The organism is Bartonella sp. MR168JLCBS, assembly GCF_042194175.1.
On the sequence record NZ_JBHIMP010000628.1, the window covers coordinates 1 to 527 of the forward strand.

Annotated in this window: 1 protein-coding gene; it reads right to left on the reverse strand. The window is 46.9% G+C overall.

The features are described 5' to 3' along the window. Window positions 1–527, reverse strand: a 527-nt coding sequence (locus ACFIK8_RS13090) for a glutamate--tRNA ligase (protein ID WP_375669671.1), incomplete at both ends; no start/stop codon positions are given.

The following is a 527-nucleotide window of genomic DNA, read 5'->3' on the forward strand; positions in this document are numbered from 1 at the left end:
GATAGGCATCAACTCCTAGTGCTCCGTGGCGTTTTGATAATTTTGCTCCGTTTTCACCGTGGATAAGTGGGATATGCGCCATAACAGGGATATCCCATCCCAGTGCATTGAAGATAATTGTTTGACGGGCTGCATTTGTGAGATGATCATCACCACGTATGATATGTGTTACTCCCATATCATGATCGTCAACGACAACGGCATGCATGTAGGTCGGTGAGCCATCGGAACGCAAAATAATAAAATCATCCAAATCTTTATTAGGGAAGCGAACATGACCCTGAACGCGGTCGTGTAAAACTGTTTCTCCATCTTGTGGTGCTTTGATGCGAATAACGGGTTTGACACCTTTAGGAGCTTCAGAAATATCGCGATTGCGCCAACGCCCATCATAACGCGGTGGGCGGCCTTCTGCGCGGGCATTTTCGCGCATTTCAGCTAATTCCTCAGGTGAGGCATAGCAATAATAAGCTTTGCCGTCTTTTACCAATTGTTTGGCGACTTGCCGATGACGTTCTGCTCTTTCG